General features: G+C 62.0%; 25 protein-coding genes. 14 read left to right on the forward strand and 11 right to left on the reverse strand.

Translation table 11 applies throughout. From position 1 onward, the window contains the following. Positions 1-4: 4 nt before the first annotated feature. The gene (locus GCT19_RS32320) at positions 5-1,246 is read left to right on the forward strand and encodes a Zn-dependent hydrolase (protein WP_321576903.1); all 1,242 of its coding nucleotides are present in this window, start codon (positions 5-7) and stop codon (positions 1,244-1,246) included. 6 nt (positions 1,247-1,252) lie between these two features. Here the strand turns inward: GCT19_RS32320 and GCT19_RS32325 are convergent, their stop codons facing one another. Both GCT19_RS32325 and GCT19_RS32330 read right to left on the reverse strand, forming a co-directional pair. After that, a complete protein-coding gene (locus GCT19_RS32325) occupies positions 1,253-1,558 on the reverse strand; it encodes a hypothetical protein (protein WP_013092429.1) in 306 nt (101 codons plus the stop codon). 134 nt (positions 1,559-1,692) lie between these two features. Beyond that, entirely contained in the window at positions 1,693-2,316 is a 624-nt protein-coding gene (locus GCT19_RS32330; RefSeq protein ID WP_026228563.1) for a methylated-DNA--[protein]-cysteine S-methyltransferase, read from the reverse strand. A gap of 299 nt (positions 2,317-2,615) precedes the next feature. Here GCT19_RS32330 and GCT19_RS32335 point away from each other — a divergent pair, with 299 nt between their 5' ends. From GCT19_RS32335 to ilvD, 7 genes are all read left to right on the forward strand, one after another. Continuing rightward, positions 2,616-3,995 (forward strand): leucine-rich repeat-containing protein kinase family protein, encoded by a 1,380-nt coding sequence (locus GCT19_RS32335; RefSeq protein WP_321576904.1) that lies wholly within the window; start codon positions 2,616-2,618, stop codon positions 3,993-3,995. Further along, positions 3,992-4,972, forward strand: a complete 981-nt coding sequence (locus GCT19_RS32340; protein ID WP_018434852.1) for a substrate-binding domain-containing protein — start codon at positions 3,992-3,994, stop codon at positions 4,970-4,972. Before GCT19_RS32335 ends, GCT19_RS32340 begins: the two co-directional genes overlap by 4 nt. Before the next feature lie 516 nt (positions 4,973-5,488). Further along, positions 5,489-6,163: a LysE family translocator gene (locus GCT19_RS32350; RefSeq protein ID WP_152854185.1), complete on the forward strand. Its 675-nt coding sequence runs from the start codon at positions 5,489-5,491 to the stop codon at positions 6,161-6,163. Next, positions 6,160-6,591: an NUDIX hydrolase gene (locus GCT19_RS32355; protein WP_193727472.1), complete on the forward strand. Its 432-nt coding sequence runs from the start codon at positions 6,160-6,162 to the stop codon at positions 6,589-6,591. The genes GCT19_RS32350 and GCT19_RS32355 overlap by 4 nt, the downstream gene beginning before the upstream one ends. A gap of 46 nt (positions 6,592-6,637) precedes the next feature. After that, positions 6,638-6,883, forward strand: coding sequence for a hypothetical protein (locus GCT19_RS32360; protein WP_152854186.1), 246 nt, complete (start codon positions 6,638-6,640; stop codon positions 6,881-6,883). Positions 6,884-6,943: 60 nt separating this feature from the next. Continuing rightward, on the forward strand, positions 6,944-8,089 hold the full coding sequence (locus GCT19_RS32365; protein WP_013092422.1) for a branched-chain amino acid ABC transporter substrate-binding protein: 1,146 nt from the start codon (positions 6,944-6,946) through the stop codon (positions 8,087-8,089). A 309-nt stretch (positions 8,090-8,398) separates the two neighbouring features. Continuing rightward, positions 8,399-10,261, forward strand: coding sequence for a dihydroxy-acid dehydratase (gene ilvD / locus GCT19_RS32370; protein ID WP_152854187.1), 1,863 nt, complete (start codon positions 8,399-8,401; stop codon positions 10,259-10,261). 120 nt (positions 10,262-10,381) lie between these two features. Here ilvD and GCT19_RS32375 read toward each other — a convergent pair whose 3' ends face one another. Further along, entirely contained in the window at positions 10,382-11,590 is a 1,209-nt protein-coding gene (locus GCT19_RS32375; RefSeq protein ID WP_152854188.1) for a GGDEF domain-containing protein, read from the reverse strand. Between the two features lie 337 nt (positions 11,591-11,927). Between GCT19_RS32375 and GCT19_RS32380 the strand changes: the two genes are divergently transcribed. After that, complete coding sequence (locus GCT19_RS32380) at positions 11,928-12,389, forward strand: CHRD domain-containing protein (protein WP_152854189.1); 462 nt, start codon at positions 11,928-11,930, stop codon at positions 12,387-12,389. Between the two features lie 44 nt (positions 12,390-12,433). Here the strand turns inward: GCT19_RS32380 and GCT19_RS32385 are convergent, their stop codons facing one another. Beyond that, complete coding sequence (locus tag GCT19_RS32385; RefSeq protein ID WP_026228561.1) at positions 12,434-13,126, reverse strand: cytochrome b/b6 domain-containing protein; 693 nt, start codon at positions 13,124-13,126, stop codon at positions 12,434-12,436. Positions 13,127-13,214: 88 nt separating this feature from the next. Between GCT19_RS32385 and GCT19_RS32390 the strand changes: the two genes are divergently transcribed. After that, positions 13,215-13,472: a HAMP domain-containing histidine kinase gene (locus GCT19_RS32390; protein ID WP_152854190.1), complete on the forward strand. Its 258-nt coding sequence runs from the start codon at positions 13,215-13,217 to the stop codon at positions 13,470-13,472. A 4-nt stretch (positions 13,473-13,476) separates the two neighbouring features. Here GCT19_RS32390 and GCT19_RS32395 read toward each other — a convergent pair whose 3' ends face one another. Further along, entirely contained in the window at positions 13,477-14,676 is a 1,200-nt protein-coding gene (locus tag GCT19_RS32395; protein ID WP_152854191.1) for a GGDEF domain-containing protein, read from the reverse strand. Between the two features lie 355 nt (positions 14,677-15,031). Here GCT19_RS32395 and GCT19_RS32400 point away from each other — a divergent pair, with 355 nt between their 5' ends. Then, positions 15,032-17,413 carry a two-partner secretion domain-containing protein gene (locus GCT19_RS32400; RefSeq protein ID WP_152854192.1) on the forward strand — a complete coding sequence of 794 codons (2,382 nt, stop codon included), beginning with the start codon at positions 15,032-15,034 and terminating at the stop codon, positions 17,411-17,413. 197 nt (positions 17,414-17,610) lie between these two features. Here GCT19_RS32400 and GCT19_RS32405 read toward each other — a convergent pair whose 3' ends face one another. Further along, the gene (locus tag GCT19_RS32405; RefSeq protein WP_018434840.1) at positions 17,611-18,543 is read right to left on the reverse strand and encodes an MBL fold metallo-hydrolase; all 933 of its coding nucleotides are present in this window, start codon (positions 18,541-18,543) and stop codon (positions 17,611-17,613) included. A 391-nt stretch (positions 18,544-18,934) separates the two neighbouring features. On the opposite strand from GCT19_RS32405, the gene GCT19_RS32410 reads away from it, so the two are divergent. Then, on the forward strand, positions 18,935-19,690 hold the full coding sequence (locus GCT19_RS32410) for an SDR family oxidoreductase (protein WP_152854193.1): 756 nt from the start codon (positions 18,935-18,937) through the stop codon (positions 19,688-19,690). 126 nt (positions 19,691-19,816) lie between these two features. Here GCT19_RS32410 and GCT19_RS32415 read toward each other — a convergent pair whose 3' ends face one another. From GCT19_RS32415 to GCT19_RS32425, 3 genes are all read right to left on the reverse strand, one after another. Beyond that, entirely contained in the window at positions 19,817-20,275 is a 459-nt protein-coding gene (locus GCT19_RS32415) for an MEKHLA domain-containing protein (RefSeq protein ID WP_018434838.1), read from the reverse strand. 155 nt (positions 20,276-20,430) lie between these two features. Then, positions 20,431-21,267 carry an alpha/beta fold hydrolase gene (locus tag GCT19_RS32420; RefSeq protein ID WP_018434837.1) on the reverse strand — a complete coding sequence of 279 codons (837 nt, stop codon included), beginning with the start codon at positions 21,265-21,267 and terminating at the stop codon, positions 20,431-20,433. Between the two features lie 330 nt (positions 21,268-21,597). Beyond that, on the reverse strand, positions 21,598-22,596 hold the full coding sequence (locus GCT19_RS32425; RefSeq protein ID WP_152854194.1) for a bestrophin family protein: 999 nt from the start codon (positions 22,594-22,596) through the stop codon (positions 21,598-21,600). Positions 22,597-22,900: 304 nt separating this feature from the next. Here GCT19_RS32425 and GCT19_RS32430 point away from each other — a divergent pair, with 304 nt between their 5' ends. Next, positions 22,901-23,197 carry a hypothetical protein gene (locus GCT19_RS32430; protein WP_152854195.1) on the forward strand — a complete coding sequence of 99 codons (297 nt, stop codon included), beginning with the start codon at positions 22,901-22,903 and terminating at the stop codon, positions 23,195-23,197. An 18-nt stretch (positions 23,198-23,215) separates the two neighbouring features. On the opposite strand, the gene GCT19_RS32435 is transcribed toward GCT19_RS32430, so the two are convergent. Together GCT19_RS32435 and GCT19_RS32440 are read right to left on the reverse strand one after the other, a co-directional pair. Further along, on the reverse strand, positions 23,216-23,788 hold the full coding sequence (locus tag GCT19_RS32435) for a YbhB/YbcL family Raf kinase inhibitor-like protein (protein ID WP_013092410.1): 573 nt from the start codon (positions 23,786-23,788) through the stop codon (positions 23,216-23,218). A 289-nt stretch (positions 23,789-24,077) separates the two neighbouring features. Then, entirely contained in the window at positions 24,078-24,455 is a 378-nt protein-coding gene (locus tag GCT19_RS32440; protein ID WP_026228558.1) for a response regulator, read from the reverse strand. Between the two features lie 293 nt (positions 24,456-24,748). Here GCT19_RS32440 and GCT19_RS32445 point away from each other — a divergent pair. Continuing rightward, positions 24,749-25,235 (forward strand): response regulator transcription factor (locus GCT19_RS32445; RefSeq protein ID WP_152854196.1); only part of this gene is annotated, 487 nt, incomplete at its 3' end.

Consider the following 25,235-nt stretch of genomic DNA (forward strand, 5'->3'; position numbering starts at 1 on the left):
CAACGTGGTAAAGATCGATCCGGACCGGCTGATGGCCGACCTCAAACGGTTGCGCGGATTTGGCGCGGCCGGCCCAGGCGTGGTCCGGCTCGCGCTGTCGCCGGTCGATCTGGCGGCACGCGAATGGCTGGTCGGCAGGATGACGGACGCGGGGCTCGACGCGCGTATCGACGGCGTGGGCACCGTGTTCGGACGCTCGCGCAATAGCGGTCCCGCGCTCGTGATCGGTTCGCACACGGACACGCAGCCCACCGGCGGCTGGCTCGACGGCGCAATGGGCGTGATCTACGGGCTCGAAATCGCCCGTGCGCTCGCGGAGAACGACGCGACGCGGCACCTCGCCGTCGACGTCGCGTCGTGGATCGACGAGGAGGGCACGTTCTCGGGCCTGCTCGGTAGCCGCAGCTTCGTCGGCGAGGCAGTCGACGAATCGATTCGCGTCGCGACCAACCGGCAGGGCGAACGTCTCACCGACGTGCTCGACGCCGCGGGCCTCGCGGGCCGGCCGCGTGCGCGTTTCGAAGCAGGGCGCCAGGTCGCGTATCTGGAGCCGCATATCGAGCAGGGCGGACGGCTCGAAGCGATCGGCAAATCGATCGGGGTCGTCACGACGATCGTCGGGCTGCGCGAATCGCGCCTGCGCTTCACGGGTCAGCGCAACCATGCGGGCACGACGCCAATGGCGATCCGCCGCGACGCGGGCGCGGCGCTCGTCGCATTCATCGCGCGGATGAACGATGCGTTCACACAACTGGCCGATGCGGACACCGTCTGGACCGTGGGCCGCATCGATCTCGATCCGGGCTCGATGAGCGTCGTACCCGGCGCGGCCGACATGTACCTGCAATTCCGCGACGCGAACCCCGCACGGCTTCAGGCAATGGACCACGCGCTCGCGGAACTGGTGCGCGACTTCAACGCGCACAACGCGGTGAGCGTCGAATTGCAGACGGTCGACGAGCCGATCGAGCCCGTCAGCATGGACGCCGCGCTCGCGGAGCACATCGCGAGAGCCGCCGAAGTGATCGCGCCGGGCCAGTGGCTGCGCATGCCGAGCGGTGCCGCGCACGACGCGCAGGTGATCGCGCGTTGCATGCCGGCCTGCATGATGTTCGTGCCGAGCATCGGCGGCGTGAGTCACGACTTCATCGAGGACACGGCCGAGGAGCATATCGTGCTCGGCTGCCAGGTCGCCGCGACGGCCGCGGCTTCGATGCTGCTGCAGCTATCGGCCGGGCATTCCTGAGGGCCGCTACTTCCACTTGTCGCCGAGCGCGTCGAGGCCGGCTTTCATCAGATCCTCGGGCAGCATCGCGATGCGCAGCTCGCACTCGGCGTCGAGCTTCAGGAACCACGGTTCGGCGAGCGCGGGAATCGCCGATGCATCGGCGACATCGACGACCGCCACCGCGCCGCGTTTGCCCTGCTGTTCGGTGAAGTAGATGGCCTCCGGCTTCATGTCCTCGAGGATCTTTTGCATCAGCTCGCCGATTCGGCCGTCGCGCACGAGTGTGCCGAACGGTTCGTTCGGTATTTGTATGTTGAGAAGCATGCGCATGTCATCCTCCTGTTCGATACCTCAACGGGCATCTTAAGGATAGGTGTTGCATGCGCGGCCGATGGCGTTGATCGCGGACGAAGCATCGGCGATTACGGCCGATGGGTGGCGCGTTGTGCCGAATGTGCGCTGCTTCAGCTACCGAACAGCGAACCCTGCGTTCCCCGGCCAGGCGGGTGATGCGCTGGTTTCGCGGGGGCATCGTCCTTGGCGCGTCGCACCGCTTTTCCGTCCGGCGCGGGGCGTTGCGCGTCATCCGCGGGTGCTTCGAGCGAGCTCTGCCCCGCCTCCAGCGCAAGCAGCAGCATCTTGTTGGCGAGGCCGCCTGCGAACCCCGTCAGCTCGCCCGACGCGCCAATCACGCGATGACACGGCGCGACGATCGAAATCGGATTCCGGCCGTTTGCCGCGCCCACCGCGCGCACTGCATTGAGGTTGCCGATCTGCTGTGCGATCTCGGAGTAGCTGCGCGTCTGGCCGAATGGAATGGTCAGCAGCGCGCGCCAGACCTGCTTCTGGAACTCGGTGCCGTGAAAATCCAGCGGCAGATCGAAGGCCTGGCGCGTGCCCGCGAAGTACTCGCGCAATTGCCGCTCGGTTTCGACGAGCACCGCCAGCTCGTTCGCTTCGCTCATTTCGCCGAGTCGCACGCGGTTCGGCTTGTCGTGTTCCCATAGAATCGCGGCAAGGCATTCGCCTTTCGCCACGAGCTTCAACTGACCGACCGGCGAATCGATCAACTTGTATGCGTACGTCACTTTCACGGGCTCCTGACAGGGTGGAGGCGCAAGGTTCGCGAGGCGGAAGTGCTTGAACGACCGGACGCGGAAGGCTGTATGAAGGCTGCGCCGATACTCGGTAGTGTCCCGCTGGCGTCGCCTGAACGCCCTCCAGATATTGCTGTCTCATCCGCATTCGACATGGCCGCGACGATCGTGACCATTGCGGCGATCACGCCACTGTACCGCAGAGAACCCCGGATGGCCTTTGACTCAGTAAAATCGATAGCTTCGGTACGACGCGCTGCGCGCGCTACCCGATCTTCTTTCCCACGACTGTGACCACGACTTTAGAACAACTGCGGGCCGGGCAACTGGCGGGCGCGCGCGAACTCAAACTCGCATGCGGCCTGAGCGAATTTCCGCGCGAGATTTTCGATCTCGCCGATACGCTCGAAGTGCTCGACCTGTCGAACAATGCACTGACGACGCTGCCCGACGATCTGCCGCGTCTGCGCAAACTGCGCATCCTGTTCGCGTCCAACAACCCGTTCAACGAACTGCCCGGCGTGCTCGGGGAATGCGCGCATCTGAGCATGATCGGCTTCAAGTCGAATCGCATCCGCGAGGTGCCGGCGAGCGCGCTGCCGCCGCTGTTGCGTTGGCTGATTCTGACCGACAACGACATCGAAAGCTTGCCTGCGGAGCTCGGCCGCTGCGCGCAACTGCAGAAGCTGATGCTCGCCGGAAACCGGCTGCGCGCGCTGCCCGAGGAACTGGCCGCATGCACGCGGCTCGAACTGCTGCGGCTCGCGGCTAATCGTTTCGACGCATTGCCGCGCTGGTTGCTGCGTCTGCCGCGGCTTGCGTGGCTCGCGTATGCGGGCAATCCGTTCAACGCGGCGCTCGAACAGGCAGCGCTCATCGACACACCGATCAGCGGCATTCGCTGGGATGCGTTGCGGCTCGAACGGCCGTTGGGCGAGGGCGCATCGGGCGTCATCTATCGCGCGGCGCTGCACGCGGACCACGAACTCGCGCCGCGTGCGGTCGCCATCAAGCTGTTCAAGGGCGCTGTGACGAGCGACGGTTCGCCCGACTGCGAAATGGCTGCTTGCATTCGCGGCGGCGAACATGCGAACCTGATCCCCGTGCTCGGCAAGGTGATCGGGCATCCGTCGGACACGCATGGTCTCGTGATGGACTTGATTGATCCACGCTTCGCCAATCTGGCCGGTCCGCCGAGCCTCGCATCGTGCACGCGCGATATCTATCGTGACGACGCGCGCTTCGACCTTGAGACGGTGCTCGGTATCGCGAGCGGCATCGCGAAGGTCGCAAGTCATCTGCATCGGCGTGGCGTGATGCATGGCGATCTGTACGCGCACAATATCCTGCACGGCGGCACGGGGCGCGCGCTGCTCGGCGATTTCGGCGCGGCGTCATTTTTCGATGCCAGCGATCGCGAGTTCGCTATCGCGTTGCAGCGGCTCGAAGTCAGGGCGTACGGTTGTCTGCTCGAAGAACTGCTGGAGCGTTGCGACGCGCAAGCGGACATCGCCGGGCAACTCGCCGCGTTGAAGACGCGTTGTCTGAGCGAAGACATCGACAGCCGGCCGTTGTTCGACGAAATCACCGCGAGCGTCGCGTCGTTCGATCAGCACCGCCGCAACCAACACGTCCGCAACCGGCACGTCCGCGAAGGAGTCAAGCCATGACGCAGAACATGCGCCGCCGCGTGCTGCTCGCAGGCGCGCTGGCCGCAACCGGTCTCACCGGCGTCGCGCGGTTCGCGGCCGATGCCCGTGGCCAGGTACCGCCCGGCACGAAGCCGAAGATCGCGCTCGTGCTCAAATCGATGTCGGACCCGTTCACGGTCGCGATGGTCGACGCCGCACGCAATTACCAGCAGCACTTCTCGTCGCAATTCAGCCTGACGATTCGCGGCACGGCCAAGCAGACCGACACCGCCGCGCAGATCCGCATGGTCGAAGAGATGATCAGGACGAAGACGAACGCGATCGTGATCGCGCCGACCGATTCGAAGGCGCTGATCCCGGTGGTCGCGCGCGCGATCAAGGCCGGCATCATCACGATCACGATCGACAACCCGCTCGACGACGCCGCGCAAGCGGCCGCCGGCATTTCGGTGCCGTTCGTCGGGCCGAACAATCGCAGTGGCGCCAAGCAGGTCGGCCAATATCTGGCCACGCGGCTGAAGCCCGGCGATCAGGTCGGCATCATCGAAGGCATTTCCGTGAGCAGCAATGCGCAGCAGCGCACGGCCGGCAGCCGTGACGCGATGGATGCCGCGAACGTGCGGGTCGTCGCGGTCGAGTCGGGTAACTGGGAGTACGGCAAGGGCCGCGACGTGGCCGCGAAGATGCTGGCCGAGCATCCGCAGCTTCGCGCGCTGTTATGCGGCAATGACAACATGGCGATGGGCGCGGTCGACGCGATTCGCGACGCGGGCCGCGGCGGCGGCGTCTACGTCACCGGCTACAACGCGATCGAGGCGATCAAGCCGCTGCTCGCCGACGGCCGCGTGCTCGCGACGATGAACCAGTTCGCCGACCGCCAGGCCGTGTTCGGCATCGACTTCGCGTTGAAGGCGGTGACCGAGCGGCGCAAGCAGCGCGAGTTGTCGAGGGTGATCGAGACGCCGCTGCAACTGGTGACGGCCTCGAAACGTTGAGGCGGGGCGCGCGATTGCGCCGCTTGCCGCCGCCGCGCGTCGAACACCGATAGCAGGTCGCGTGCGCGGCCCGCGCCGCGACTTGATGCGCTTTCGGAATGCTGCAAGGCGCGACCACCACGCTCTATATCTCGGCGATCTCGATTGCGCTCGCATTCGTCCTCGCGCTAATTGGCGCACTGGCGAAGCTTTCATCGAACGGCTGCGCGTGATCATTCCACCGACCGGCAACCAGTTCATCGCGATGCTGAAGGATAGTTCGCTGGTGTCCGTCGTCGGCGTGTGGGAACTGACCTGTCGCGACCACCGAAGGGCAGCGCGAATTTCGTCACACGGAGATGCTGATCAGCGCGTCGGTGATCTACTGGCTGCTGTCGATGGTGCTCGAAGTGATCCAGTCGCGTATCGAACGCCGCTTCAGGAGGTCCGCGCGATGACGTCGGTCGCGGCGGCTTTTTTCCGTGGCATCATGTCTGGTCTGCTGGAATCCAACCACAACGAACTCCCGGACCTGCCATGTCCTTCCATACCTGGTTGCTTTTCGCCGCTGCCTATCTGCTCACCACCATTTCGCCGGGACCGAACGTTCTACTGGTGATCCGCAACTCGGTTCGCTACGGAAGCCGCGGCGCGGCAGCGAGCGTTGCCGGTAATCTGCTCGCGCAAGGAGTCGTCGTCGCGCTCGTGGCGCTCGGTGTCGGCGCGCTATTAACGACGCTGCCGCCGCTCTTCGTCGCAATGAAAGTGCTCGGCGCGGGTTATTTGATGTATCTCGGCATCAGGCAACTGCGCGGCGGCGGCAACAGGCAGGCATCGCAGGCCGCGCAGCCCACGGGCGTCGCATCGCCCGCTCATACGTTCGAGCGCAACAAAGTATTCCGCGAAGCCTTGTTCGTGTCGGGCAGCAATCCGAAGACGATGATCTTTCTTTCGGCGTTCATGCCGCAATTCATCGATCACGAGCGCGGCCTGCCGGAGCAGTTCATCGTGATGTATCTGACGATCGCGGTCACCGTCGCGCTCGTGCACACCATTTATTCGCTCGGCGTGCGCGGTATTTATAGGCGCGTCGGCGCCAGCCGTTGGATCGCGACGATCAAACGCGGTAGCGGGCTCGTTTTCGTCGCGCTCGGCATCAAGCTGCTGACCGCGCAACGCGCCTGGTCCGTCGCGATGACTGCAAGAAAATGAGCCGAATGCAAAGCGTCGTCGATGTGAACGTGCTGTTTCTGAATGAACAGGGCGAGTGCCTTTTCATGCAGCGAGCGAATACCGGTTTCAGGGACGGCCAGTACGCGCTGATTGCAGGCCATCTCGAACCGGGCGAATCGATCGAAGAGTGCGCGATTCGCGAATCGAAAGAAGAAGCAGGCGTGACGATCGCGCCTGGCGAACTCGAATTCAAGCTGGTGATGCGGCGCGATTCGGACACGAACCGCATCAGCTTCTTTTTCGCGTGCCATTCATGGCAAGGCGAACCGGCGAACATGGAGCCGCACAAGTGCTCGGGCTTCGTGTGGGCGAAGCCGGACCATCCTCCGGCGCCGATCGTCGACTACGTGGCGGCCGCCCTCGCGCATATCCGCGCGGGCGAGATGCTGGCCGATTTCAAGCTTTGATTGCGCCGTTCCGTTTCCGAAGAATAAGCGCGGTATTGATCTTTTATTGGCTGAGTTGCTGCATATTTCGTCACTTTTGCTGACGATTCCCTCAGCGAATCAAGCGCGTGAAATGCCGATTAATGCAGCGGCGAGACGGCCGCTAATTGACGCCGCGCCAATCCCCATTGCCGGGAATTTGTCGCTTGCGCCGGTTTTGCGTTATCGTGCTGCACCAAAAATGGCGGAGCTGGCGCATTGCCGGCTGGGCCGTATTTCATTTCATCCTGAATGGATGAATGGCAATGTCTGATCAGTGGCAGGAATCCCCAACCATCCGGTTGGCAAGGTAAGTAAAGAGGAGATGTGTTGTATGTCGTTCAAGCTTCACAAACTGCTGCCGCTTAGCGCGGCAGTCGTCGCATTCGCGGGCATTGCCGGCACGGCCAATGCGGATCAGGTCGTCAAGATCGGTCACGTGGGTCCGTTGACGGGCGGTTCCGCCCACCTCGGCAAGGACAATGAAAACGGCGCGCGCCTCGCGATCGAGGAAATCAACGCGAAGGGTCTGACGATCGATGGCCAGAAGGTCACGCTCGTGCTCGACGCGCAGGACGACGCGGGCGACCCGCGCCAGGCGACCCAGGTCGCGCAGAAACTCGTCGACGACAAGGTCGTCGCGGTGGTCGGCCACCTGAACTCGGGCGCGTCGATTCCGGCCTCGAAGATCTATAGTGACGCGGGCATCGTGCAGATCTCGCCGTCATCGACGAACCCGGCGTACACGCAGCAGGGCTTCAAGACGACCTACCGCGTCGTCGCGACCGATGCACAGCAAGGTCCGGCACTCGCCGCCTACGCCGCGAAGACCCTGAACGTGAAGACCGTGGCCGTGGTCGACGATTCGACCGCCTATGGCCAGGGTCTCGCGAACGAATTCGAAAAGACCGCGAAGTCGCTCGGCCTGAAGGTCGTCTCGCACGACGCGACCAACGACAAGGCCGTCGATTTCCGCGCGATCCTGACCAAGATCAAGGGCGAGAATCCCGACGCGATCATGTACGGCGGCATGGACGCGACCGGCGGTCCGTTCGCGAAGCAGGCGCGTCAGCTGGGCCTGCGCGCGAAGATGCTGTCGGGCGACGGCGTGTGCACCGAAAGCCTCGCGGACCTCGCCGGTCCGGCGGCGGGCAACGTGGTGTGCTCGCAAGCCGGCATGGCCGTCGAGCGCATGAACGGCGGCGCGCAATTCGCGGCGAAGTACACGAAGCGCTTCGGTCATCCGATCGAATTCGACGCACCGTTCACGTACGACGCGGTGTATATCGTCGTCGACGCAATGAAGCGCGCGAACTCGACCGACCCGGCGAAGGTGCTGGCCAAGGTGTCGGGCACCAACTACAAGGGCGTGACCGGTGAAACGACGTTCGACGCGAAAGGCGACCTTCAGCACGGCGTGATCTCGCTGTACGACTACAAGGACGGCAAGAAGACGCTGCTCGACGTCGTGAAGATGTAAGAGCGCAGACGCGCCCAAAGCGTTGCAAGCACGAAGGGCCGATGAAGCATCGCTTCATCGGCCCTTTGCTTTGACGGTAGTGGCCCCGTCCGGCTGAGGCCGTTGCAGTCGCGGCACGAGCGGCGCAAAGCGGCTGAACGGTCACGGCACAGATTAATATCTTTTTCGACCTAATCGCGCCGAAAAAATATATTGGACGTCTTACTGGGGTTCTTGCACTATTCGTTCCCAGCGCCCACTCTGCGCTGCGATCCCCACGCCCGCGCGGGCGCTCATCAAAACCGATAACAGCAATACCTGAGGATACAGATGCCTAACTATCGCTCACGCACTTCGACTCATGGCCGCAACATGGCCGGCGCCCGCGCGCTGTGGCGCGCCACCGGCATGAAGGACGACGATTTCGGCAAGCCGATCATCGCGGTCGTGAACTCGTTCACGCAGTTCGTACCGGGCCACGTGCATCTGCGCGACCTGGGCGCGCTGGTCGCGAAGCAGATCGAAGCGGCCGGCGGCGTGGCGAAGGAATTCAACACGATCGCCGTCGACGACGGCATCGCGATGGGTCACGGCGGCATGCTGTATTCGCTGCCGTCGCGCGAACTGATCGCGGACTCGGTCGAGTACATGGTCAACGCGCATTGCGCGGACGCGATGGTCTGCATCTCGAACTGCGACAAGATCACCCCGGGCATGCTGATGGCCGCGATGCGCCTGAACATCCCGGTCGTGTTCGTGTCGGGCGGTCCGATGGAAGCGGGCAAGGTGAAGTCGCCGACCGACGGCCAGGTGATCGCGAAGATCGACCTGATCGACGCGATGATCAAGGCCGCCGATCCGAAGATCAGCGACGCCGAAGTCGCCGAAGTCGAGCGCAGCGCGTGCCCGACCTGCGGTTCGTGCTCGGGCATGTTCACTGCGAATTCGATGAACTGCCTGACCGAGGCGATCGGCCTCGCGCTGCCGGGCAACGGTACGGTCGTCGCGACGCACGCATGGCGCAAGGGCCTGTTCGAGCAGGCGGGCAGCCTGGTCGTCGATCTGTGCCGCCGCTACTATCAGGAAGAGGACGTCTCGGTCCTGCCGCGCAGCATCGCCACCAAGCAGGCGTTCGAAAACGCGATGACGCTCGACGTCGCGATGGGCGGCTCGACCAACACCGTGCTGCACCTGCTGGCCGCCGCGCAGGAAGCGGGCGTCGATTTCACGATGTCGGACATCGACCGCATCTCGCGCAAGGTGCCGTGCCTGTGCAAGGCCGCGCCCATGACCGACAAGTACCACATCGAGGACGTGCATCGCGCGGGCGGCATCATCGGTATTCTCGGCGAGCTCGCACGTGCGGACCTGCTCGATCTGTCGTGCGGCAACGTGCATAGCGGCACGCTCGGCAACGCGATCGCGAAGTGGGACATCGCCGGCGGCGCGGGCGAGGAAGCGCAGAAGTTCTTCCGCGCGGCGCCGGGCGGCATTCCGACCACGGTCGCGTTCAGCCAGGAAGCGACCTACGCGACGCTCGACACGGACCGCAAGAGCGGCTGTATCCGCAGCAAGGAAAACGCATATTCGAAGGACGGTGGCCTCGCGGTGCTGTACGGCAACCTCGCGGAGAAAGGCTGCATCGTGAAGACCGCGGGTGTCGACGAATCGCAGTGGCTGTTCTCGGGCCGCGCGCGCGTGTTTGAAAGCCAGGACGACGCGGTCGAGGCGATTCTCGGTGACAAGGTCGTGCCGGGCGACGTCGTGGTGATCCGCTACGAAGGTCCGAAGGGCGGTCCGGGCATGCAGGAAATGCTGTACCCGACTTCGTATCTGAAGTCGAAGGGCCTCGGCAAGAGCTGCGCGCTGTTTACCGATGGCCGTTTCTCGGGCGGCTCGTCGGGTCTCGTGATCGGCCACGCGTCGCCGGAAGCGGCGGAAGGCGGCACGATCGGTCTGGTCGAAGACGGTGACGTGATCGAGATCGACATTCCGCAGCGCAAGATGCATCTGGCGGTGTCGAATGAAGAGCTATCACGCCGTCGCGCGGCAATGGAAGCGCGCGGCGCCGACGCATGGCAGCCGACCAATCGCGAGCGCGTGGTGTCGCAGGCATTGCAGGCGTATGCGGCGCTCGCAACCTCGGCCGATCGCGGCGCGGTGCGCGATATTTCGCAGTTGAAGCGCAAGTAAAGCGCGGATCAGCGCGGCGGCCCTGTTCGCGGTGACGCGACGGGCCGAACAGAGACCGGCATGCGGGCGACTGCATGCCGGTTTCTTTTTTGCAGTGGCAGACCCACCGCTAAGCCTTTCTTAAGCCGGAAAACTTGAAACGAGGGCATCGGCGGGCTGCGAAGACCCCGCCGTCATCACGCAGTTTCTGCCGTTGGCTTTCGCCGCATAGAGCGCCGTGTCGGCTCTTGCCATCACCGAGGCAACGGTATCGCCATCACCGAATTCGTCGACGCCGGCACTGAGTGTGCATGCGACGTCGCCGGTCGGAGCGCGCGCAACGGACGCCGCGACGAGTGCGCGCAACCGGTTCGTGAGACGGGCCGCTTCCTCTTTGCCGATCAGTGGCATCAGCAGCGCAAACTCCTCACCGCCGATGCGGCCAAGGACGTCGGTTTGCCGAAGTTCGCGCGATATCGTCGAGGCAACGTGCGCTAGGGCCTGGTCGCCGGCTGCATGCCCGAATCTGTCATTGATGCTCTTGAAGTTATCGATGTCCAGGATCGCGATGGACAGCTTCGACTTCGCTGCCTTCGCCAGCTCGAACAGCGCCTCTGTCCGCGCGATGAAAGCGCGCCTCCCGAGCGCGCCCGTCAGATCGTCGATGGTGGCGAGGCGCTCCATCCGCTCCGCCAGCCGGTCATGAGCCAGCATCACCATGCCGACCGACAGGCATGGCAAAGTCAGTATGGCCATGCCGAGAAACGCGACGTTTAGCGGCGTTTCCTCCAGAATGACCGATTCATGCGCTAGCCCCGACCCGTATACGACACAACGCACTGCATGGACGACCGCCCCCAACACCGCGGCAATTGCCACGAAGTGGTAGCCGTATTTCGGTCTGCCCGCCGGCCGGTACCGCTGCACGACCCAGGCGATGACAAAGCGGATGTAGGCGAGAAATCCCGAGATCATCGCGCCCCGGGCACTGACGTCAGGCGACACGTAAGTCCAATAAACGAGTCCAGCCAGGATCGCGCACAGCGCGCCGTATTCCCAGACTACCGATGGCGGCCGATGAAAGAATTGGCGAAAACCGTGGATCGCGAGGAGCGAGGCGACGAGCAGCAAGACGCTCGCGCCCAGTACGACGAGATCCGACCTACGGAACAGCAGGAGCGTGGCCGTGACGGCCAGCAGACCACTTGCCACACACCAACGACGTATGCCCGGAACCTGGGTGCGAAACAACGAGCCTAGAACTGCGACGCTCATCACGCAGGACAGAATCGCAATGCCGATTAGAGCGTTCGGGATGGACATGGCAGCGTCACAATGGGTGTGATCCATGAAGGCGCCTGGCGCAATACGGGTCGCGCCGGTTACATCCGCTGCCTTCGTGCAAAGCGCATATCGTACCGGAAGAATTTTTCGCTTCAGACCGATTTTTCAACGATTTTCGCCCGGCGTTTTCCTTTCGAATTGCTGACCACACTCATCGGACGTTGACGCAGCGGGGGCAGTCGCATGCCCGGGCCGGAGTTCTGGCCTACGCGAACTTCGCGTAACGGCCGGCTTGCGTCTATGCTTGACTCACTTGTTTGGCTGTCGACAACGCCGACGAGGTCTTCTGCAGTCTTCAATAATCGCCCGTTCAGCAAGGGCAAACCCAACAGGAGAAAACCAGATGTCACGATCCATCACGCGGCGCGCTTTCATGGTGTTCGGTGGTTTGGCCTTAGCGGGTACGCTGAACCTGGCGCAAGCGGCGCCCGTCTCGTTCGAGGTGCCTTTGACGGGCGCTCAACAGGTTCCGCCGGTGCAGACTCCAGGCAGCGGCAACGCCAAGCTCACGTACGACTCCGGCACACGGGTCGTCACCTGGAACATCACCTTCAGCGGATTGACGAGTCCGACCACGATGGCGCATTTCCACGGGCCCGCGCCGGCCGGTAAAAACGCCGGCGTAAAGGTCTGGATCTCGCAGAAAGGCTCCACGGAGGTGACGAGCCCGATTACCGGCCAGGCCACGCTATCTCCGGACGAAGCCAAGATGTTCGAAGCGGGCGACATGTACATCAACGTTCACACGAAGAACAATCCGAACGGCGAGATTCGCGGCCAGGTGACGCCGCCGAAGGGCGGCTGACGCAGGCAACGCAGCCGCGCGCCGCGATGGGGTGCGTGGCTTGCTCACAGATAGGCCGCGAGCAGCATCACCACGGCAACGCCGACGCCGAGCGGCAGCAGCGCCAGCAGCGCTGGCGCCTGCCGCGGCGCGTCCACGGACGAGGGCAGCAGTTTGTAGCCGGTCAGCATCGGACGCAGGAGGTTGTGTCCCTTCGCTACCGCGTAGACGGCGATGACGAGCACGTGCAGCGCCACCGCGGCGAGCAGCACGTCCCACACGAGCCCATGCAACGCCGAGATTGCGTTGGCGAGCCATGCGGGCACCAGTTCGCTCAACGGTCCTTCGTCGGCGATGTCGTTGTTGACGTAGAGGCCGCTCAGCGTCTCGATCAGCAACAAGGCGAGCAGAAATAGAACCATCCAGCCGCCGGCCGCATTGTGGCCGACCTGCACATCCGGTTCGCGATGAAACAGGCGGCGCAAATGACGAAGCGCAGCCGCGGGCGAGGCCACGAAACTGCGAAAGCGCGCGGTCTCGCTGCCAAAGCAGCCCCATAGCAGCCGGAAAATAACCAGGGCGAGCAGCGTCTCGCCGACGCGCACGTGCCAGTCGATCCAGTTCAGCTTCAGGGTGATATAAGCCGCAGTGACCAGTACGACCACCAGCCAGTGAAATAGTCGCACCGGCGCGTCCCAGACCAGCACCGGGCGAGGCACTGGCTGTGTCGGCCGCGTGACGGGTTTGTGTGCATCCATGTGTTGGACCTACGGGCGCAATCGGCGGTTGGGCGAGGTGTGGTCTGGCAGTAGCGGGCGACTAAGCATATCTCTCGCTGAGCTTAACGTGCCGCGCGCCGAATGCGCTCGAGCTGAACTTCCCGCCCGCCTTGATGCCAACGGTGTTGAAACGATGATCGGCGTCGACAGCAGCGTTCAAGTCGACGTGAATCGATTGGCTCTGGCAAGCGTCCTTTCGAACCTGATGGACAACGCGGCGCGCCACACCGACCGGGTCACGTGCGCTTTTCGTACGCAGAACGCTGGCTGCCGGCCCGGCAGCGGCGTGAACGCCGAGCAGCCGCACAGCATGCCGCATTCCTGAGCGATCAAATCTGATTTCGATCCGCGGAGCAGCTGTCGGCGGCGAGCGCGGCCCTTGACGTCTGTTCGAGCCGATTGCCGCCTAGCGACTTGGCTCGATACAACGCCTGGTCGGCGGCTGAGAGCAGGTCGGTGAGGGAAGTCGTTTCGCGACTCGACTCGGCGAGTCCAATGCTGACGGTGGCGCGAATCCGGTCGCCGTCGGCGCCATGGGACATCGCAGCGAACCGGCTGGCAACGGTCTCGCCCACTTTTTTTGCGCGTTCGGTGTCGTGGCCCGGCAGCAGGGCGGCAAATTCTTCGCCGCCGATGCGGGCAAGAATCGCATCAGTGCCCGTCTCGGCTCGAACGGTTTCCGCAAATGATCTCAAGACCTCGTCGCCGGTCTTGTGCCCATAGCGGTCGTTGATTCTCTTGAAGTGGTCGAGGTCGAAAGCGAGGAGCGCGACAGGTCGTCGATGCAGCTGGTGCTCGCTGATAACCCGCTCTCCCTCTTCGAAAAACAACTTTCGATTGCCGAGGCGAGTCAGGTAATCGGTGCGGGACTCCTGCAAAAGCTCGCCATGAATTTCTTCCCGGGTCATCCGCAGCAAGGTCATCGGCAAAATGACCGAGTAGAGAACCCCTTCGTACATCGTGATTTCGCTGGAGACGGCCAGCACGCGCGGCCCGAAGATCGACGCCATCCATGGCAGCACGAAAGCCCGGGCGATATAAAACAGCGCGTGGATGCCCGTTACCACCACGGCTACGCGGCGGGATTGAACCGCCGGCATGCCGTCGCCTCGCAACAGTTCGAGCGACGTCATCGTGGAAGCCAACGCGATCGGGATAGCGCTGACGTACATCCACACGGCAGCCTGCCAACGCACGCCGGCGACCGCCCACGTGAGCGCCATCAGCACAAGCAAACCGATCGAACTCGCGAGATAGCGCCGGCCGTTGAACATCGCCACACCGTCGAGCACGAGCAGATAGCCGGTGAGAATCACGAGATTGCTCACTGCGGGGCCAGCGGCGCCGAGCAGTTGAACCCGAAACGAGGCCGCCGCGCAACCCAGTCCGAGGGTGGCATAGCCGATCGCCAGCATTCGCAATTCCTTGCTGCGCTTCGGATGAGACAGGTGTTCCCAATACATCATCGCGGAACTGGCCAATAAGGTTCCGATCACGAGTAGGTAAAGGGTTGCTAGATCGACATTCATCGCTGACTTCAGAGCGCGTCCCCGCAATGACGGGGAAAAGGTTAGAGACTACTTACGGGATAACGGCAAATGCCGAGCAAGTTTGCGAAATGATAACGGAATGGGTCGCAGGGAGACTCGAAGCCGGGGAGGCGGGCCTACGGTCGACCGACAAACTACAACGTGAGCGCGGAAATCTCGACAGTTGTCGGCATCTTCTGCGCAATGCGCCATGTCGGCGCAAAGCCAATACAGATAGTCGCGAAACGCTGAATTTCCTTGCGAGTCCCGCAGCGTCGGATTGCTATTCTTCATAGACATAGACCGGTTCTTCAAGCGCGCTCCCATGCGCGTCCCTGCGGACAAGGGGGGATGTATGACACGTCCTGCACTATCGCGGCTTTCCCTGTGCATTTCCATTGCCGGGCTGTCTGCGACGCATCTTGCGTGCGCGGCGGGCGTTCTTCCGCAGGGAGGCCACTACGTCGCCGGGGCCGGCACCATTTCGAGCCAGGGCAATGCGCTGCTGGTCACGCAGCCGGGTTCGACGCGCGGCGTGATCGATTGGAACAGCTTCTCTGTCGGAATCCATAACCGCGTGAGGTTCGACAACGGCTCGGGCGCGACCTTGAACAGGGTCACAGGAGGCTCGCCATCGGCAATCCTCGGCAGACTCAGCGCAACGGGAAGCGTGTATCTGATCAATCCGCAAGGCATCGTCGTGGGTCCCTCGGGTGTCGTGACGACGGGTGGGCGTTTCGTCGCGTCTACGCTCGATGCCTGCAACTGCGCCTTCATCAAGGGTGAAGCACTCACGTTGTCGGGTGAGTCGAATGCGAGCGTGATCAACCTCGGCAAAATCAGTTCGAGCGGCGGCGACGTGTTCCTGATCGCGCGAGGCGCGGTCGTCAATGCGGGCACGATCAAGGCGCCTGGCGGCACGGCCGAACTGGCCGTGGGCGGACAGGTGCTGTTACAGGACTCGACCAGCAGCAAACAGGTGTTCGTGCAGACGGGCAGCGACGGTACGGTCGTCAACAGCGGACGCATCGCAGCCGCGCAGATCAACCTGCAGGCCGCCGATGGCAACGTGTTTGCACTCGCCGGCGGTGGCGCGCGCATTCGGGCGACAGGTACGGCAAACCGCGACGGACATGTGTGGCTCGTCGCCGACACTGGCCATGTCGAGCAGTCGGGCACGATCACGGCTCGCAACGCGGACGGCAGCGGCGGGACGGTCGATACTGACGCGGCGCAACTGGCGTTCGGTGCAAAGACAGCCGTTCATGCGGGCGAATGGAATCTGTCGACACCCGCATTCACGATCGATCGTTCCGCTGCACGCGCGCTGCGCCGCAGCCTGAATTCGGGCACGTCGGTCGATGTCGCCACGACCGGCGCGATGGGCGCGACGGGCGATCTGGGCGTCGAATCGAGCCTGCGCTGGCGTGGTCCCGCTTCGCTGACGCTCGCCGCGTACCGCGAAGTGTCGATTGCGAACGGCGCGACGATCGCGAACAAGGGCGCGGGCAATCTGACCTTGCGCGCCGACGCCACCGGCAGCGACAACGGCGGCAGCGTCGTCAATCACGGCACGCTCGACTGGTCGAAAAGCACGGGCGCGCTGAGCGCTTTCTACGACATGAACGGCACGTACATTGCCGGTACCCAGCTGAGCAACCCGGCGTGGACGCCCCCGGCATTCAGTGGTCTGGTGACGCAGATCACCGCGTACAGGCTGGTGAATTCGCTGACCGATCTGACGAACGTCGCCAGCGATCTCGGCGGTAACTATGCACTCGGCAGGAATATCGATGCGAGCGCGACGGGCAACACGCCATTCGTTCCGATCGGTAACTCCGATACACCATTCACTGGGCAGTTCGACGGACAGGGCGATACGATCCGTTCGCTGACGCTCCAGCAGGTGGCGGCTGGCCAGTTCTTGAGGCTGATGGGTATGTTCGGGGTGATCGGCGCCCGGGGCATCGTGCGCAACGTCGACATTTCGGGCACGGCCAGCGCGGCTCCGAGCCAGATGGCTGTCGCCTATATGGGCTTGCTGGCCGGCACGAACAATGGCACGGTCTTGCGGGTGAATACGTCCGGCACGGTTCTTAGCGGTGGATCATTCGCTATGCTCGACTTTTCGGTTGCCGGTGGGCTCGTGGGCAACAATACCGGCTCGATCCTGCGTTCTTCGAGCAGCGCAGCCGTGACCTCGGGCGGCCCGCTCGGCGGGCTGGTGGGCACGAATAGCGGCCTGATCAGCCAGTCCTTCGCCACGGGGCCTGTCGATTCGTCGGGTTATATCGCTGAGGGCGGTGGCGGCCTGGTCGGCGGTAACAGCGGCACGATCAGCCAGTCTTATGCAACCGGCTCGACATCGTTACCTTTCTTTTGCCGAGGCGCTGCCGGTACCCCATGCGGCGGCGCGGCACTCGTCGTCATTAACTCAGGAACGATCACCCAGTCATTCGCAACCGGCTCTGTGACAAACCCGACCGGCTATGGGCCGATTGGCATCGCGCGATCCAATACAGGCACGATCGGGAACGATGTGTACTGGAACGCCGACACCACGAACGCCACAGTCGGCGTCTTGTACGGCACGCAGATTCCCGCGGCGAACGGGCTGACGACCGCTCAGATGAGCACGCCGGCCTCGTTCGTCGGATATGACTTCAGTCCTACGGGGGTGTGGTCGATGCCTGCGGGCGCGACGCATCCCGTGCTGCGCTGGCAATTGGCGCAATGACAGATCGCGAAACGGCGCATACCTTACCGTGTCGAAAACGAGCCACACATAAGGACATCCATCGGTACTTGATCGATGGGAGCCGCCCATATATGCATGGCAGTGGTTCAAAAAAACCGCCACGAGTCTTGTCAATTCGTGGCGGTTTTCTGACCATCACCACTCGATACGACGATGATTCAAAGTCGAGACATCAATCAGTAGTCCCACTGCACCGGCACGAAACGGAAACCGTCACCGTGCTTTGCAATGTGACCGATAGACGGGAACGCGACATGCGTTGCGGCCAGCAGAGAGCCGGTTTCAGCGGCTTCGTTGAGCAGCGCGACACGCACGTCTACAGCCACTTCGGGTTCGTGCTCGAAGCCGTTTTGCCACGCGGGATTGTCGAAGCCGACTTCGAAAATCGCGTCGCCTACGAACGTCAGCTTCTCGCCATTCGATGCGACGTCCACGACGCAGTGGCCCGGCGTGTGCCCACCCGTCACGCGTGCCGACACGCCCGCTGCGACTTCCACGGTCTTATCGAACCGCACGATGTTTTCGCTGTAGAGTTCCACGAATTTCGCAGCGGCCTTGCGAAGCGCGGGAGGAACTGCTTCCGGCATCACCGTCTTGCTGAAGTCCGGATTTTTCCAGAACTCCACTTCCTTGGCCGACACGTGAATCCGCACGTCGGGGCGCAGCTTGGCCTTGACGCCGGCGACGTTCAACCCGCCGACGTGATCCATGTGCATATGCGTAATTACGATGTCGGTAATCGCAGCCAGGTCGATGCCGGCCGATTCCAGGCGCATCACCGACCGACCGGCGCGCGAGAAGTATTCGAAACCGTCGCCCACGCCCGAGTCGATCAGGATCAGGCGGTCGCCGCTGCGCACGAGCGCGATATTCAGCGCCCAGTCGAACATGTCACGTTGCAGGAAACGACCATCGAACCATTCGTTGCGGTCCGATTCGCTCACATTAGTGGACATGGTAGAGGTGGGCAGCGGAAGAATGCCGTCGCTGATCAGCACGACGTCGACGTCACCCACGCGCACGGCGTAGCGGGAAGACACGAGTTCGCCTGAACCTTCTTTGCCAAGGCTGGCGATAACCGGCTGCACATTGCGGGTAGTTGCGCTCATCTTCAATAGTCCTGTTAATTAAGTGGGGTAAGCCGCATTGGGCGGCGCGGTGCACGAGCACGACCATGAGTTTCGCGCGCTGCGTTGTGCTCGCGTTTCGACTGATCGTGGGACCGATTTTAGTTAGGCGGGCGAACGTCGGTAGTATCGCCAATGCATTCAGCGTGTTGTCTTAACGGCAACAGTCGACGCGGTTCCAGCGAACCCGTCGACGCGTCTGTTGATTGATGTTCAATACGCAACACGGTGAGTCCGGGCAACGACCTACCGCAGCAAACAGCGCTTACGTACGATCGCTCGTGGATGGACCGCCGTTGCCGCGCGCGCCGAAATTGGCGTCCACACCCGGCGGCAACCTGTAAAGGCAATATCGACCGCACGGAGAAACATCATGAAGATCATCGTCATTGGCGGTACGGGACTAATCGGCAGCAAGGTGGTGAAGAACCTGCGTGAGCGCGGTCATATCGCCGTCGCGGCTTCGCCGGCCACGGGCGTGAACACGCTCACGAACGAAGGACTGCGTGAGGCGCTCGCAGGAGCCGACGTCGTAGTTGATCTCGCCAATTCCCCTTCGTTCGAGGACAACGCCGTGTTGGCCTTCTTCGAAACGTCGGGCCGCAATCTGTTTGCGGCGGAAACCGAGGCAGGTGTCCGGCATCACGTCGCGCTTTCCGTCGTCGGTACCGACCGGCTCGCGCAAAGCGGCTATTTCCGCGCGAAGATCGCGCAGGAAAAGCTCATTCGCGATTCGGGCGTGCCATACACGATCGTGCATTCCACACAGTTCTTCGAGTTCCTTGGTGGCATTGCGCAATCGGGTACCGAGGGCGACAGCGTCCGGCTCTCGCCCGCTTTCTTCCAGCCAATTTCGTCCGACGACGTGGCGGCGTCCGTGACGGACTTCGCGGTTGGCGAGCCACGCAATGGCATCGTGGAAATTGCCGGACCGGAACGCGTGCGACTTGCGGCAATGGTGCGACGCTACCTACAGGCGACGCGAGACAACCGTACGGTCATAGAAGATGCCGACGCGCGTTACTTCGGCGCGCAACTACAGGACGATACGCTTGTGCCAGGCCCGCATGCGCGGCTGGGCGGAGCCGATTTCGATGCATGGTTCCGGCAGACCCAGGCGGCGAAGTAACCGCGACCCATCGATTAGCCCCCTGTTTGCCCGTCTAATAAGGCGGGCTTTTTTTTGTTCATATCCGTAGTGCCCAATTGCTTCGCAACTTCGGAGCATTTGCCTATGAGAAATTGATACGCACGATCAGATGTCGCGCGTGCGTGGAATGATCACCGCCTGGCCGTGCAGTGTGCCGTCCGCGTCGAGTAGCTGCCATAGGGTGGCTTGCTCGATGATGAATCGCTCGCCAGACTTGGTAACACGCACGCCCTTGTAGTCCGTCTCGTAGCCGAGCCGCTGCACGCGTTCGAGGAATTGCTGTCGTTCCTCACGATTCGGGGCCTCGGCGGAAAGCCGGGACGGTAGCGTGGTGATTTCACTCCAGCTATATCCGAAGCGGCGCTGTGCAGCCTTGTTGCCGTAGATGAAGACCGGGTCGGGATCGGTATTGTGCGCGAGGACCGCGAACGGGGCAGTCTCATACAGCCATTCGGTCGCTTCAGCAACGGGCATGACGTGCGGAACCAGGCGCTGGCCGACCAGCCGGGCGTAGCTGTCGGAAAGGAGTTGGTAAAAAGACGGATTACGGTTGAGTGGAATCATCGGACTTATCTCGACTAGAACATTTGGGGCACTGGATGGCGGAATCCTGATCCAGATTGTCCATGATTGGTGCATCCGGGTCGAACAACTGGCAACTGGCCGGTCGAAACCATTGCCTCACCAGAAATCCCGCCGAAGCGGGCCTGTGCTAAACGCTACATGCGCACGAACGCGAGCAGATCCTCGTTGAGGACCTCTGCGTTCACTGTCAACATGCCATGCGGAAAAGCAGGGTACGTCTTCAGAGTCCCGTTCTTTAACAGCTTGATCGACTTCAGCGCCGCATCGGCGATCGGCACGATCTGGTCGTCGTCTCCATGCAGTACCAGCGTCGGGACGGTAATCGCCTTGAGATCTTCCGTCTGGTCAGTTTCAGAGAAGGCTTTGATGCCCTCATAGTGCGCTTCCGCACTACCCATCATTGCCTGCCGCCACCAGTTCTGGATCACTCCTTGGTACACGGTCGCGCCGGGACGGTTGAAGCCGTAGAACGGGCCGGCTGCGACGTCGAGAAAGAACTGGGCTCGATTGTCTGCAAGCGCTTTCCGGAAACCGTCGAAGACTTCGATCGGCAGGCCTTCCGGATTTGCCTCAGTCTTCAGCATGAGCGGAGGCACGGCGCTGACCAGGACCGCTTTGGCTACTCGTCCCGCCGGCTGCCCGTGTTTCGCTACATACCGGGTTGCCTCGCCGCCGCCCGTCGAATGGCCGATATGCACCGCGTTATGTAGATCGAGTGATTCAACAACAGCAAAGGCATCGGCAGCGTAATGGTCCATGTCATGACCGTCCGAAACCTGCGACGAACGACCATGGCCGCGTCGATCATGCGCGACTACGCGGTAGCCTTTCCGGACGAAGAAAAGCATCTGCGTATCCCAGTCGTCGGAAGATAACGGCCAACCGTGATGGAAGACGATGGGCTGGGCGTCCTTTGGACCCCAGTCCTTGTAGAAGATCTCGACATTGTCCTTAGTCCTGACGTACGGCATGGTCATGCTCCTTTGACGTTATCCGCGCAAAGAGACGGATCATCATGATCCGGCGTCCGCGCAACAGAAGTCACCGCTTCGGCACGAACGTTCGCAAAACGCGGACGAAACAAAGCGATGAGAAGACAGGCATTGGGACGGAACGAAACGTACCGTCTGAAACATCGTAGCAGTGGCAAGGGTAGGCGAACCATGCTTAGTGTTGCCGGATACGCAACATGGTGAGCTATGCACCGGGCTTGCCAGTTCGCCGCGGGCTATCCGACGTACTTTCATGGCGCGACGTTGCGCAAGACACTGACCGAGCCCGCACACCTCACCGTCCTCGGGCTACATGGCAATCGTCTCCAGTTCGAGATCCTCCGTCCGCTCGCCTAGCATAGACCGAAGATCGCGCTCGATGTGCGCGCACAGCGTCGAAATCGGCACGTCGTTCGCGCTTCCTTCAAACGGATTTTCCGTACTGTCGCCCACTTGTTCGAGCGAGGTGTACATCCACGACACGGCCACGCTGAACGGCACGACGAGCCATATCATGTTTCCGTGCATAAAGCCGCTCACACTGTCGTTGAGCCTGTCGAATTCTCGCAGCAAGCCAAACGGAAAAAGCAGGCAAAAGAAGCGGATGAATAGCGCGCACACCGTTGCGTATTGACGGGGATAGGGAAAGTCCTTCAACTGTTCTGCCTTTGCTTGCAACTCAATGAAATCGCCCAAGGCGCGTTGAAGTTCCAGATAGAACGACGCATGCAGCTTTCCCGCCGCGTGAAGCTTCTGCAGACATGCGCCTTGGGTGCTTAGCAAGCTTGTCGGGGCGCTCGGGGAATCGAGCGTGTGCTCGGTCTCCAGCACAGTCAAATATTTGCGCAGCGCTTCTTCGAGACTTTTTTCCCACTCGGGCACCCGGTAGTAACGACGGTATTCGGTATTGAATCGCTTGCTCATGCTTTCCCACACGCGCGGGCGGCGCAGCGAATAACGCAATGCGGTGAGCCAGGCGAGATGTCGGTCGATCAACTGGCGGCTGGTGCTTTCGTCGTCCAGAAAATCGCGGGAAAGCTGGCCCCAACGCCGGCTCGCATTCACAATGCCTGTCCAGATCTCCTGAGCATCCATCGCCCTGTTATAGGTCTGAACATTCTTGAAGCCGACAATGAAGGAGGTGGCGGTGCCAAGCAGCACGACGATCGTGAGCGGCACTGATAGCCACGTCATGTTGCAAAATTTGAAGAGGATGACGGGCAACGTGCCCCAGATTATGAGGGCATAGATTTGCCTTCTCGTCCAGAACAGGAATTCCGATAACTTATAGGATTTGCCGAGGTGCATGGCGTGATTACCTCGTGACGCGGTGAGAGGGTGAGGTGCGTGACTAAGCCGCTCAACGCATTCCCGATGCACGAACTTGTGCCTTCATCAGGCTGTCGCACGCGTGCGTGTTGCGACATCGCACTTGCAGTTTCCTGTTGGCGAAATGCGCGACCACCACTGGCGCAAAAATGACAGCACCGAATGGAGCCGCGCATGGCCTACCGCGGTGCGCCGCGTTCGTCTGCGATCGACTCATGCGTGGACAGTCGCTTGAGGCCTCAAGCAGTCGCTGACCGCCACTCATCTACGCAACAATAAGCGTATGACGCAGCGTTTCAACTACATCCAGCAGTCGACCGGCGGCGAGCAGGTTCGATGCGTCGATTCCCGACCTTCTCTAGATTCGCGCTTCACCGACCACCGGAGGAAGCTTTTCGACGTGCACGCGAGAGATGCAAGCATGCATGGAGAGCGAACTGTGCATCCATCACCTGACGACCCGTGGAGCTACCTCGGACGCGAGGTGGGACTCGCTCGCCGCGCTCATTCTCGTGGGCGACGAAGTAGCTTCGTCAACGGCATCGATTTGCGTATCGCCGGCCGCATGTCGCTGACGTGAATCCGCGCGGGACGCAGTTCAGTTCGGGGCACTCTGGTACGTTGCGACGTAGCGCGCCTGTGCGACGATCTTGCCGTGCATCTGAAACGCAACGAGCGCCGGACTCGACGCAGCACTGACGTCGATATGTGGCACGTCAAGTGCGTAGGCAGTGACCACGTAGCGATGCGGCTTGCCTTGCGGCGGACAGGGCCCACCGTACTTTGATATGCCAAAGTCGGTCAGCGTTTCGATGGCGCCAGCCGGCAGCAGCTGCGCGTTTCCGGAGGCGCCTTTCTGAAGCGACGTCTGCGAGGGCGGTATGTTGGCAACCGCCCAGTGAGTCCAGCCCAGACCGCCCGTTGGCGCATCGGGATCATGGATGGTCACGACGACGCTGCGGGCTCCGGCCGGCAGGTTCGCCCAGGACACGCGAGGCGACACATTCTCGCCGTGACAACCGAATCCGCTGTACACCTGTTCATTCGTGAAGCGGCCATGATCGAGGTCGGCGACTCTGAGGGAAAATGGTTCAGCGGCGGCGACCGCGGGCAGCGTTGCGAGTAGCGCGCAAACGCAAACAGCTTTTCGTGGCAGGACAAACAGTCCCATGTCAGCCTCCTGTGAGTTGAGGAAAGTCCAGTGACTTTGCTGCCAGACGGTATCGCGCGCCGGTGCACGGCGGAAGTCGGTCCACGGAAACCACTGTGTTGCCTCGTACGCAACAAGCACTATTCCGTGGGTGTGGTGCAATTCGAGAGGGTGCCCGCTCAGTGGGGGATCTGGTCAACGAGGCCAACGGGGCGAGGGCCGATTCCGTTGAATGTGTGCGTATGCGCGCGATCACACAAACTGTGCGCGGCTCGAAGGAACGATGCGCGGTTGCCTGACGTTCGTATCGCTAACTGGAACGCGTGCTCGTCACCGCTTCGATGGCAGCTGTCAGGTCTTTGGCACTCAAAGGCTTGGTCAGAAACGCCCAGGCGCCGGTGGCTAGCGCTTCCGGCTGCAGTTCAGGCTTCGGGTAGGCGGAGATGAACACCGTGGGTATGCGCCGTCCGGTTTCGATCAGGCGCAGAGTCAATTCGAAGCCCGACATTCCCGGCATCTGTACGTCCGAAACGATGCAGTCGGGCTGCGTTTCTCCGGTACGGGCCATCAGGTCTGCTCCAGACTCGAAGGTCAAGACAACGTAATCGAGCGATCTGAGCAAGCTTGAGAGCCCCGACCGAAACGAGGGATCGTCATCGACGACCCAAATTACCTGTGGCGAGCGCAATTATCTTTCTCCCAGTCCGCGCCGGCTGCGACGGCTTGGCCGCCCTGTCGTGTCTGCGCAAACGAAGAATACCCAACGTAGAGCCCGGTTGAAAGCATACGCAGGTATATGGAGGGGTTCGTGCGGGTCGTCGTTGAAATGTCGGAGGCGAGTAAGGTATGTGCTTCAGTCGGCGGCGGCGATGTCGGCCCGGCCTCGCCAGAGTCATACATTTACATTACACTTTGCGAGATAGTCTAAATCTTGATGCCCGACCGATGCGTTGTGCACACCAGTACAGGAAAGGAACGCGAATGGAGAAAAACACCTTTCCAGCCGTGGCTAACACCGACGGAGCAATTGTCTATGTAATCGACGACGATGCGTCGCTTCGCTCGTCGCTGTCGAGTTTGCTGCGTTCGTGCGGATATTCGGTGCGAACGTTTGAGGGGACCCGGGATTTCATTTCGGCTGAAAAGCCAGGTGTTCCAAGCTGCCTGCTACTGGACGTTCGCCTGCAGGGGGAGAGTGGTTTGACGTTCCAGTTGAGTGCGAGAAGGCATCAGGTCGACATGCCAATTATCGTCATGACTGCCCATGGTGATATTGAAATGTCGGTGCAGGCCATGAAAGCTGGCGCCATTGATTTCCTGACCAAACCTGTTCGAGAGCAACGTGTTATCGACGCTGTTTCATCAGCGATCGGTCGTCATGCCGAGCAACTGGAGAAATCTCTGACCAGGGTTTCGCTTATGGCGCGTTACGACACGCTGACGGTGCGGGAGCGCGAAGTGATCTGGT

It is taken from the genome of Paraburkholderia atlantica, from assembly GCF_009362785.1.
Taxonomy (GTDB): domain Bacteria; phylum Pseudomonadota; class Gammaproteobacteria; order Burkholderiales; family Burkholderiaceae; genus Paraburkholderia; species Paraburkholderia atlantica.

Excerpts from the sequence above, each read along its gene's own strand:
- GCT19_RS32325 (WP_013092429.1), bottom strand. The coding sequence starts at position 1,558 with ATGCGCATGCTTCTCAACATACAAATACCGAACGAACCGTTCGGCACA.
- GCT19_RS32340 (WP_018434852.1), top strand. The coding sequence starts at position 3,992 with ATGACGCAGAACATGCGCCGCCGCGTGCTGCTCGCAGGCGCGCTGGCC.
- GCT19_RS32350 (WP_152854185.1), top strand. The coding sequence starts at position 5,489 with ATGTCCTTCCATACCTGGTTGCTTTTCGCCGCTGCCTATCTGCTCACC.
- GCT19_RS32355 (WP_193727472.1), top strand. The coding sequence starts at position 6,160 with ATGAGCCGAATGCAAAGCGTCGTCGATGTGAACGTGCTGTTTCTGAAT.
- GCT19_RS32365 (WP_013092422.1), top strand. The coding sequence starts at position 6,944 with ATGTCGTTCAAGCTTCACAAACTGCTGCCGCTTAGCGCGGCAGTCGTC.
- ilvD (WP_152854187.1), top strand. The coding sequence starts at position 8,399 with ATGCCTAACTATCGCTCACGCACTTCGACTCATGGCCGCAACATGGCC.
- GCT19_RS32375 (WP_152854188.1), bottom strand. The coding sequence starts at position 11,590 with ATGGATCACACCCATTGTGACGCTGCCATGTCCATCCCGAACGCTCTA.
- GCT19_RS32380 (WP_152854189.1), top strand. The coding sequence starts at position 11,928 with ATGTCACGATCCATCACGCGGCGCGCTTTCATGGTGTTCGGTGGTTTG.
- GCT19_RS32385 (WP_026228561.1), bottom strand. The coding sequence starts at position 13,126 with ATGGATGCACACAAACCCGTCACGCGGCCGACACAGCCAGTGCCTCGC.
- GCT19_RS32395 (WP_152854191.1), bottom strand. The coding sequence starts at position 14,676 with ATGAATGTCGATCTAGCAACCCTTTACCTACTCGTGATCGGAACCTTA.
- GCT19_RS32400 (WP_152854192.1), top strand. The coding sequence starts at position 15,032 with ATGACACGTCCTGCACTATCGCGGCTTTCCCTGTGCATTTCCATTGCC.
- GCT19_RS32405 (WP_018434840.1), bottom strand. The coding sequence starts at position 18,543 with ATGAGCGCAACTACCCGCAATGTGCAGCCGGTTATCGCCAGCCTTGGC.
- GCT19_RS32410 (WP_152854193.1), top strand. The coding sequence starts at position 18,935 with ATGAAGATCATCGTCATTGGCGGTACGGGACTAATCGGCAGCAAGGTG.
- GCT19_RS32415 (WP_018434838.1), bottom strand. The coding sequence starts at position 20,275 with ATGATTCCACTCAACCGTAATCCGTCTTTTTACCAACTCCTTTCCGAC.
- GCT19_RS32420 (WP_018434837.1), bottom strand. The coding sequence starts at position 21,267 with ATGCCGTACGTCAGGACTAAGGACAATGTCGAGATCTTCTACAAGGAC.
- GCT19_RS32425 (WP_152854194.1), bottom strand. The coding sequence starts at position 22,596 with ATGCACCTCGGCAAATCCTATAAGTTATCGGAATTCCTGTTCTGGACG.
- GCT19_RS32430 (WP_152854195.1), top strand. The coding sequence starts at position 22,901 with ATGACGCAGCGTTTCAACTACATCCAGCAGTCGACCGGCGGCGAGCAG.
- GCT19_RS32435 (WP_013092410.1), bottom strand. The coding sequence starts at position 23,788 with ATGGGACTGTTTGTCCTGCCACGAAAAGCTGTTTGCGTTTGCGCGCTA.